7 protein-coding genes are annotated in these 8,835 nt (G+C 63.3%); 2 read left to right on the top strand and 5 right to left on the bottom strand.

What is annotated here, in order from left to right; genetic code table 11:
* Nucleotides 1–367: 367 nt before the first annotated feature.
* Together FQU74_RS01565 and FQU74_RS01560 are read right to left on the bottom strand one after the other, a co-directional pair.
* On the bottom strand, nt 368–2,038 hold the full coding sequence (locus FQU74_RS01565; protein WP_146284698.1) for an amidohydrolase: 1,671 nt from the start codon (nt 2,036–2,038) through the stop codon (nt 368–370).
* A 44-nt stretch (nt 2,039–2,082) separates the two neighbouring features.
* Entirely contained in the window at nt 2,083–3,045 is a 963-nt protein-coding gene (locus tag FQU74_RS01560) for an agmatinase (RefSeq protein WP_146284697.1), read from the bottom strand.
* A 160-nt stretch (nt 3,046–3,205) separates the two neighbouring features.
* Between FQU74_RS01560 and FQU74_RS19205 the strand changes: the two genes are divergently transcribed.
* A complete protein-coding gene (locus tag FQU74_RS19205) occupies nt 3,206–3,556 on the top strand; it encodes a bactofilin family protein (RefSeq protein WP_158635504.1) in 351 nt (116 codons plus the stop codon).
* Here FQU74_RS19205 and FQU74_RS01550 read toward each other — a convergent pair.
* Nucleotides 3,553–3,957: a PaaI family thioesterase gene (locus tag FQU74_RS01550; RefSeq protein ID WP_146284695.1), complete on the bottom strand. Its 405-nt coding sequence runs from the start codon at nt 3,955–3,957 to the stop codon at nt 3,553–3,555. The two genes, FQU74_RS19205 and FQU74_RS01550, sit on opposite strands and share 4 nt — an antisense overlap.
* 56 nt (nt 3,958–4,013) lie before the next feature.
* Here FQU74_RS01550 and FQU74_RS01545 point away from each other — a divergent pair, with 56 nt between their 5' ends.
* Entirely contained in the window at nt 4,014–4,808 is a 795-nt protein-coding gene (locus FQU74_RS01545; RefSeq protein WP_146284694.1) for an enoyl-CoA hydratase, read from the top strand.
* A gap of 77 nt (nt 4,809–4,885) precedes the next feature.
* Here the strand turns inward: FQU74_RS01545 and FQU74_RS01540 are convergent, their stop codons facing one another.
* Nucleotides 4,886–5,455, bottom strand: coding sequence for a DUF4202 domain-containing protein (locus tag FQU74_RS01540; protein WP_146284693.1), 570 nt, complete (start codon nt 5,453–5,455; stop codon nt 4,886–4,888).
* A gap of 110 nt (nt 5,456–5,565) precedes the next feature.
* Nucleotides 5,566–8,832: an efflux RND transporter permease subunit gene (locus tag FQU74_RS01535; RefSeq protein WP_146284692.1), complete on the bottom strand. Its 3,267-nt coding sequence runs from the start codon at nt 8,830–8,832 to the stop codon at nt 5,566–5,568.
* Nucleotides 8,833–8,835 lie beyond the last annotated feature (3 nt).

The raw sequence follows: 8,835 nt of genomic DNA, 5'->3' as shown, positions 1-8,835 counted from the left end.
AGCCGCAAAACAGTGAAGCTGTAACCTACATCATCGCCGAAGCTAGTAGGCCGATATGCAAGCATCCAATCGTCGAAACGACCAAACCGCCCACATATCTCTTCAGTTTCTATCAATGTCAAAGAGCGTGAAAACACGCCAAAACGCCGCTGATTTCTCAGCCATGCGAACCGGCTTGTCTTCGATTTTTTGCTTCGGCTTTCGCTTCCGCATCCCGTCGCTGCGTCGCCGCCGCTTCGGTGAGGGGGCTTTTAGGCAGACCCGCCGACAGCCGCAAGAGCAAAAAAGCAGGGCCGCGCGAAAAAATCGTCGCGCCGCCCCTCAAGCCCTTGTTTCAAAGGCTGGAATACGACGAGTTGCCCTCGGGTCAGAGGCCTAGGACACCCCCGTCGTGGGTGATCCGGCCCGCGCAGATCGTCAGGGCGATTCCGGTCTGGCCAATCCGTTCGGGCGGAATCGCCTCGATATCGCCATCGATCACCACAAGATCGCCGCCAAGTCCGGGAACCAGCGCACCGCAGATATCCTCAAGATGCCCGGCCCGGGCCCCGCCTGCGGTGTAGGCGTGTAGAGATTCCATCAGATCCAGCCGCTCATCCCCTGCGCCGTCATAGGGCTGACGCGTCAGTGCGCCCTGCAGGCCGCGCATCACGCTGACATCTGTCACCGGCCAGTCCGAGGCATAGGCCACCGGCGCGCCATGATCCTTCAATGTCTTCCACAGATAGGCGTCGCGGCGGCGCTCTGGCGCGAAGCCCACGCTCATTGTCGGCTCCAACGGGAAGTCCATCACCCCGGGCGGATGCGGCGGCTGTACGCTTGCCGTGATGCCAAGCGCGCCAAGGCGCGGCACATCCGCCCGATCGATAAGCTCGATATGTTCGATGCGATGGCGGGCATCGGCTCGTCCGTTTGCCCGTTGAGCAGCCTCATATCCGTCGATCGTCTGGCGTACCGCCCCGTCTCCGATGGCGTGCACGGCAATCTGCAGGCCGCGACGGTCAATCTCGGCACAGATCGCCTTGAACCGATCCGCCTCGAACAGGGGTTCTCCCCGCTCTCCGGGAGCGTCGGGATAGTCGGTCAGCATAAAAGCCGTGCGGCTGTCGATGACGCCATCCATGAACATCTTCACGAAGCCTGATCGCAGCATGTCAGAGTGGAACTCTGACCGAAGCGCTTCTGCGCGGTCCAGCTCCGACATGTCCATATGCGGCTTGAAGTGGAACGGAACCTTGACCCGCGCCGTCAGGCGGCCTTCGGCCTCCATCTCTGCCAGCAGGGCAAGGGTGTAGCGGTTGCCATCCATGTTTACCATTGCGGTGATGCCATGAGCGGCACAATGCGCAAGCCCCGCCGCCACCTTGCGCTTGTCGGATTCGCGCTGCGCAGCATCGGGCCACGGATCAGGCTCGCCCCCGGTCGCAATTCCCAACTGCAGATGCGCCTCGCCGCCGAGGGCCAGAACCGGACCAAAGGCCTCGAATTCGCGCAACTCGCCCGTCGCGAGGCCATCATCGCCCATCACAACCACATGGCCATGCGGCATCGCGGCGCCGTGGAGGAGTCCCGCAGCGCGCAGTGCTGCCGTGTTGGCCCATACGGTGTGATGATCGGGCGCCATCATGGCGATCGGCCGTTCGGCAATCACAGCATCAAGGTCATGCCGGGTCACCGGATGATCAAGGATCCCGTATTCAGCCCCTTGGGCAAGCAGGACGGGCGCATCGGGGTGCTTTCCAGCATAGCCCGCGAAGGCCGCCTTCAACGCATCCATCCCGTGCAGGCCGCCGAGTTGCAGTTGTGTCAGCTCTGCCCCGCCCAGAACCAGATGCAGGTGGCTTTCGACAAAACCCGGCAGAACTGTGCGCCCACCCGCGTCGATCACACGCGTCTGCGGGCCTGTCAGCGCAGCGATACCGGCGGCCGTTCCCACCGCCTGAATGCGACCTGCACGGATCGCCACAGCCTCGGCCCGTGGACGTCCGGCGTCCATGGTCAACACCCGCGCGTTGGTTACGATTAGATCTGCCTGCATGTCTTGCTCTTTCCTCGATTTCCGCATCCCCAATCTTCAGGGACCTAGCGCGCCAACCCTTCGGCAATGGCGCAGAGCATCTCGAACATGATCGACACGCCCAGAAATGCCGTGCCGCCCGACGGATCGAATGGCGGTGATACCTCGACCAGATCAGCCCCCACGATCCTGACCCCGCGCAGACCCATCGCCACCTGCAAGGCCTGCCAGCTTGTCGGGCCGCCCACTTCGGGCGTTCCGGTGCCGGGCGCATAGGCAGGGTCAACGAAATCGATGTCATAGCTGACATAGGTGTCGCGATCACCGGCGCGGCTGCGCGCTTCGGCCATCACATCCTCGACGCCACGCTGATGAAACTCCTCGATCGGGATCACGCGGATGCCGACAGACGAGGCAAAGTCGCGGTCCTCGCTGTCATAGGCGGTGCCCCGGATCCCGATCATGGTCACGCGCTCGGGGTCCAAGAGCCCCTCTTCCACCGCGCGGCGGAAGGGCGTGCCGTGGGTGTACATCGTACCGCCGAAATAGCTGTGGAACAGGTCGGTGTGGCTATCAAAGTGGATCATCCCAAGCGGACGCTCTCTGGCCAGCGCGCGCAGGATCGGCAGGCTGCAGAGATGATCGCCCCCTGCCGTCAGCGGCACAATGCCTTTGGCTTTGACCTGCGTGTAAAAGGCTTCCATCCGCTTCAGGCTGTCCAGCACATCGGCCGGATTGGGACCCACATCACCCAGATCCGCGCAGCGCACCATTTCGAAGGGGCGGATCCCGGTCACACCGTTCTGCGCCCGGATCATCGTCGAGGCGTCACGGAGCTGGCGCGGCCCGTGCCTCGGTCCGGGGCGGTTCGTGGTTCCGCCATCCCAAGGCGCACCAATCAGCCCGACCTGCACCTCTCCGATCCGGGGATGATCAAGCCCGACATGCGGCAGGCGCATGAACGTGGGCACACCCGCAAAGCGCGGCAGATCAAAACCCGAAACCGGCGTGAAGAACCCGTCTGACATATCGCCCCCTGAATTTGATCATTTTCCCGCAGTCAAGCATCGCACCTCGGCGAAGTCACGCCAGAAAACGACATTTCTTGCGCGCTTGCGTGCCCGAGGCCTTGACCGGGGGCGCCCCCTGCGCCTCTATCGGGGCGAAACCTGTTCAGGACCCGCACACATGACCCTGCCTTCCGAATCGCCACGCCCCGCCGCCCCGGCCGGTCGCTCTCTGATCGCCGCCGACGTGACCATTACTGGCGACATCGGCTCTGACGGCACGGTTGAAATTCTGGGCGCCGTCGAGGGCAAGATCTCGGCGCGCACGGTGATCGTCGGCGCCGAAGGGCGTATAAAGGGCAGCATCGCCGCCGAATCCGTGGACTTGCGCGGCAATATCACGGGCAAAGTCACCTGCGCGACACTGACCCTGCGCTCGACCGCACGGGTCGAGGCCGACATCAACTATAGCGCGGTCACGATCGAGAACGGGGCCGAGATCGAAGGTCGCTTCAGCCGCCCCAAAGCCTAACGCGGCGGGATCGAATAGGTCAGCGAGGCATGGGCGACCGGCTGGTCCATGCCCTCTGACCAGATCAGCACATCTCCGACCGCCAGTACCCTGCCCAGCTTCAGCATACGCGCCCGCGCGATCAGATCACATCCTGCCGCCGGTTTTCGCAGGAAATCGATGCTGCAATTCGTGGTCACGGCAAGCGCGACCGGCCCGATCCGCTGCAACAGCGCCAGATAGAAGGCAACATCCGCCAGCCCGAACATCGCCGGGCCTGACACCGTGCCACCGGGCCGCAGATGCCGCTCGGCCACGATCAGACGCAAGGCCAGTTCTTCGCCAGCCTCCTCGACACGGAACTCTTCGGCCACCTGCGGAAACTCTTGCCGAAGAAATGCCTGCAGCTCTTCCAGTTTCATGCTTTCCCCTCGACATGCACCCGCGTAGCCTGCACCGCCGAGGGAGGAATGACCAGATGACTGACCTTATCCTGAATGAGAGCATCGGCCATGTCGCACGGCTGACGCTGAACAGCCCCGAGAATTTCAATGCCCTTTCGATGGCGATGATCACCGAACTGTCGGCGACGTTCGACCGGATTGCACAAGACAGACAGATCCGCGTCGTGATCCTGCGCGGGGCGGGCCGGGCCTTCTGCGCCGGGCACGACCTGAAAGAGATGCAGGCCGCCCGTCAGGCACCCGATGCGGGTGCGGCGCATTTCAATACGCTCTTCACCGCTTGTGCCGAGATGATGCAGCGGATCACCTCCCTCCCCCAGCCGGTGATCGCCGAGGCACATGGCATCGCCACGGCGGCGGGCTGCCAACTGGTTGCGACATGTGACATGGGCGTTGCGGCAGAGGGCACACGCTTTGGCGTGAACGGCATCGACATTGGGCTTTTTTGCACAACGCCTATGGTTGCCCTGACCCGCGCGATCCCACCGAAGGCCGCCTTCGAGATGTTGACGACCGGTGCCTTTATCGAGGCACAACGGGCCTGCGAACTGGGACTGATCAATCGCGTCGTGCCGGGGGCCGAGCTTTCCGAGGCGACACTGGCCTTGGCCCAAACCGTTGCGGCCAAGCTGCCCGCCGCCATTGCACTGGGCAAACAGGCCTTCCACCAACAACGCGGGCTTGATCTGGCCGAGGCCTACCGGCTTGCGTCGGTCGAGATGTGCGAAAACGCGCTCTGGTCAGATACGGCCGAAGGCACCGCTGCCTTCCTTGAAAAGCGCCGCCCCCTTTGGCAAGCGCCGCGCTGACCCGACACTTTCCTTTGGAAAATATCCTCGGGGGGAATGTCCCGCAGGGACATGGGGGGCAGACAGCCCCCCTTCGATCAGGCCGCCGCCCCGCGTACCGCATCAGCCAGCGGCGCCGGCAGATCAAACTCCTCCAAGACCCGTGCACGCGCCTCGGCAGACATCTTCCGCGCGGTTTTGGCCACGATGTCGACCATGTCGTCATCGGGATGAGAGGCCGCGAAACCGGCAAAGTAGTGGCGGATGAAGACAAAGCAGATCACATCTTCCAGCGCTTGCACATCAGGATCGCGCTTGATCCCTTCCTTGCGCAGAAGCACCCCCACCCGCTCCTGTGCAGATGCGTCATAGCCAGCGTCCGCCATGATCCCGGCGACGCGCTCACCGTGGCGGCGACCTTGCTCTTTGCGCCAGGCGAAATAACCCGCCTTGCCTTCGGGATAGTCCGCGCGCGGAAGCAGCCAGCGCTCGACATGCTGGCCACGTGCCGCAATCTGCAGCACCTCGGAGGCATCGGGGAAAAGGCGGGCCAGTTCTGCACTCATCCGTTCGCCGTAGACCAGTGCCGCGGGTCGACCACCCTCAAGCGTGGGGTCCGCGGCATTTGCGTCATCGATTGCGGCCAGTGCTGCCGTCAGATTGCCCATTCTCGCCTCCGTAGTTTCACCGTGATTCTGCGGTGCCGCCGTCCGGGCCGCAAGCCGGAAATGGCAAAGCGCCCCGTCGGGGATCGGCGGGGCGCTTCTGGATGTCTGGCTCACTCGGCCACGATCAATTTGGGCTTGCCACCGGTCGGCGGCGGTCGCGATTCCAGCTGTGCCACCCGCGCCTCAAGCTCGGAAAGCTCGCGCGTCACCTCTTCGGGTGGCAGAACTTCGGGCTCTGCCTCTTTCGGACCGATCCAGCCCCGCGCCAGCCGGGCCAGCAGACGCGAGAGATCGTCCATGATCAGGTAGAAGGCCGGAACCACCACAAGGCTCAGCACGGTCGACATGATGATGCCGCCGATCACCGCCGTGGCCATCGGCGCCCGGAAGGCCCCGCCTTCGCCCACGCCAAGCGCCGAAGGAAGCATCCCCGCCGACATGGCGATCGAGGTCATGACGATCGGCTGGGCGCGCTTGTGGCCGGCCTCGATCACCGCCTGCATCCGGTCCATGCCACGCGCCTGCATCTCGATCGCGAAATCGACAAGCAGAATTGCGTTCTTGGTCACGATCCCCATCAGCATCAGGATACCGATCAGCACCGGCATCGACAGCGCCGAATTGGTCAGGATCAGCGCAGCCGCCACGCCGCCAATTGCCAGCGGCAACGAGAAGAGGATGGTGAAGGGTTGAATGACCGAGCGGAACAGCAGGATGAGCACCGTCAGCACCAGCATCAGCCCCATCAGCATGGCGTTGCCGAAACTCTGCATCAATTCGGCCTGGATCTCGGCGTCGCCTGATTTGGCAATGCGGATCGAGTCCGGCAGATCCACACCCGCGACGATCTCGTTAAAGCGGTTGGTCGATGTATCCAGCGCCACGCCGACAGGCAGGTTGGCCCCGATGGTCGCCTTGCGCTCGCGGTTCAGCCGCTCGATCATCGAGGGCCCCTGCGAAATCGTGACGCTGACAACTGAATTCAGCGGGACCGAACCGCCATTGATCGTCGGCACCCGCAGAACGCCGATCCGGGCCACATCTGCGCGGGTCTCGTCGTTCAGGCGCACCCGGACCGGGATCTGGCGATTGTCGATCGTGAGCTTCGCCAGCGCGCCATCGTAATCCCCGATGGTGGCAACGCGCAGCACATCGGCAATCGCAGCGGTGGTCACGCCAAGGCGGGCGGCCTCATCAAGCCGCGGCTTGATGTGCAGTTCGGGTCGCGGCAGCGCACCCTCTGAGGCCACGTTTGCCAGAAGCGGATCGCCCGAGAGCGCCGCCTCAAGCCTTGCAACGGCAAGGTTCAGGTCCTCTTCGTTGTCCGACAGGATCGAGAAAGAGATGTCCCGCTCACCCCGGTCGTTCAGCTTGGTTACACGAGAATCCGGTACGTCGTGCAGAATGGCAAAGATCTCGGCCTCGATCTCGTTCTGCGGACGTTGCCGCCCTTCGCCCTGCAGGTCAGGCACCACGGCCCGCACCACAGGGATCGAGTTTCCGATCTGCGCCAGCTTGTGCAGCAGCGAATGGTCCAGCTTTTCCAGCATCACCGCGATCGATGCGCGCCGCAGGTCCAGATCCCCCGTGGGCGAGGTACCACCCACGATCAGGATGCGCTCCACCCCCTCGACGTCGCGGATACGGGCAAACATCTCGTCGGTCACGGCCTCGGTCTCGGCCAGTGTCGAGCCGGGAGGAAGTTCAACGCTGATCGAGATGCGGCTGACATCCTCGGGTGGCATGAAGCTGCCCGGAACCTGCAGCATGAAGAAGACCGAGATGCCAAGTGCGACAAAGGCGCCGAGCAGCGTCAGGTAGCGGAACCGCGAGGTGACAGAGACAAGGCGCAGGTAGTTGCGCATGGCCCAGCCGTCTTTCTGATCGCCATGGCCCTCGGCGTCCTTCGCACTCATAAGGTAGGCGGCCATCATCGGCGTGATCAGACGCGCGACCAGCAAAGAGAAGGCAACCGCAATCGCCACGGTCATGCCGAACTGCCGGAAGTACTGCCCCGGAATACCCGGCATGAAGCTGACCGGCACAAAGACGGCGATGATGGTGAAGGTCGTGGCAATCACCGCAAGACCGATTTCGTCCGCGGCCTCGATGGCCGCGCGGTAGGGGGTCTTGCCCATTCGGATATGCCGGGCGATGTTCTCGATCTCGACGATGGCGTCATCGACCAGAATGCCGGTGGCCAGCGTGATGGCGAGGAACGACACAAGGTTCAGAGAGAAGCCCAGCAGATCCATGATGTAGAACGTGGGGACCGCAGAAAGCGGCAGCGCTACTGCCGCAATCAAGGTCGCGCGCCAGTTCTTCAGGAATGCCAGCACGACAAGCACGGCTAGGATCGCGCCTTCGATCAGGGTATGCAGCGCGCTTTCATAGTTGCCGTAGGTGTAGAACACCGTGTCGTCGACCAGCTCGATCTCGACATTCGGATAGGCCGCGCGGATCTCGTCCAGCGCCGTCTCCACCGTTTCGGCCACCGAGACCTCGGAGGCCCCCTTGGAGCGGAAAACGGCAAAGGTCACGGCGGGTTCGCCGTTGAAGCGCACAAAGCTGCGCAATTCTTCATATGTGTCGTTGATCGTGCCAAGGTCGCCCAGACGAACGTGCCGACCGTCGCCGGTCGCGATCATGGTCTGCGACAGCGTTTCCACCGTGCTGGCATTGCCCAGCGTGCGGATCGCCTGTTCGTTGACGCCCAGCTCTGCCCGGCCCGAACCGATATTGGCATTCGTCGCGCGAAGTTGTGCGCTTACCGCCTGCGCGGTGATGCCCCAGGAACCAAGCTTCACCTGATCCAGCTCGATACGGATCTCGCGGTCGGCACCGCCGTAGCGGTCAACGCGGCCAACACCCGGGCGCCCCTGCAGTGCACGGGTGATCGTGTCATCGACAAACCACGACAGCTCTTCCATCGTCATGTCGGGGGCCGCGACCGCAAAGGTCATGATCGCCTGGCCCTCGACGTCGATACGGCTGATGATCGGCTCGTCGACATCTGCCGGCAGATCGCCGCGGATCTTGTCGATCGCGTCCTTCACATCCTGAACCGCCTTGTCGGTCGGCACATCCATGTTGAACTCGACAAGGGTCTGGCTCTGGCCGTCGGTGATCTTGGTCGTCACCTCCTTGACGCCGGCAATACCGGCCACCGCATCCTCGACCTCTTTTGCGACCTGGGTTTCCAGTTCGGCCGGCGCCGCGCCGCTCTGCGTCACGACAACGGCGACCAGCGGGACATCAATGTTCGGAAAGCGCGTGATGGGCAGGCTGTTGAAGCTTTGCCAGCCCAGGAACATGAGCATGAAGAACGCCAGAAGCGGCGCGACAGGATTTCGGATCGACCAGGCAGAAAAGTTCATCTG

This window comes from Gemmobacter aquaticus (genome assembly GCF_007859075.1).
Classification (GTDB): Bacteria; Pseudomonadota; Alphaproteobacteria; order Rhodobacterales; family Rhodobacteraceae; genus Gemmobacter; species Gemmobacter aquaticus.
The sequence above is the reverse complement of the archived record's forward strand: the minus strand, read 5'-3'. Positions and strand labels throughout refer to the sequence as shown.

Coding starts and splice junctions, on each gene's coding strand:
- FQU74_RS01565 (WP_146284698.1), bottom strand. CDS start 2,038: ATGCAGGCAGATCTAATCGTAACCAACGCGCGGGTGTTGACCATGGAC.
- FQU74_RS01560 (WP_146284697.1), bottom strand. CDS start 3,045: ATGTCAGACGGGTTCTTCACGCCGGTTTCGGGTTTTGATCTGCCGCGC.
- FQU74_RS19205 (WP_158635504.1), top strand. CDS start 3,206: ATGACCCTGCCTTCCGAATCGCCACGCCCCGCCGCCCCGGCCGGTCGC.
- FQU74_RS01550 (WP_146284695.1), bottom strand. CDS start 3,957: ATGAAACTGGAAGAGCTGCAGGCATTTCTTCGGCAAGAGTTTCCGCAG.
- FQU74_RS01545 (WP_146284694.1), top strand. CDS start 4,014: ATGACTGACCTTATCCTGAATGAGAGCATCGGCCATGTCGCACGGCTG.
- FQU74_RS01540 (WP_146284693.1), bottom strand. CDS start 5,455: ATGGGCAATCTGACGGCAGCACTGGCCGCAATCGATGACGCAAATGCC.
- FQU74_RS01535 (WP_146284692.1), bottom strand. CDS start 8,832: ATGAACTTTTCTGCCTGGTCGATCCGAAATCCTGTCGCGCCGCTTCTG.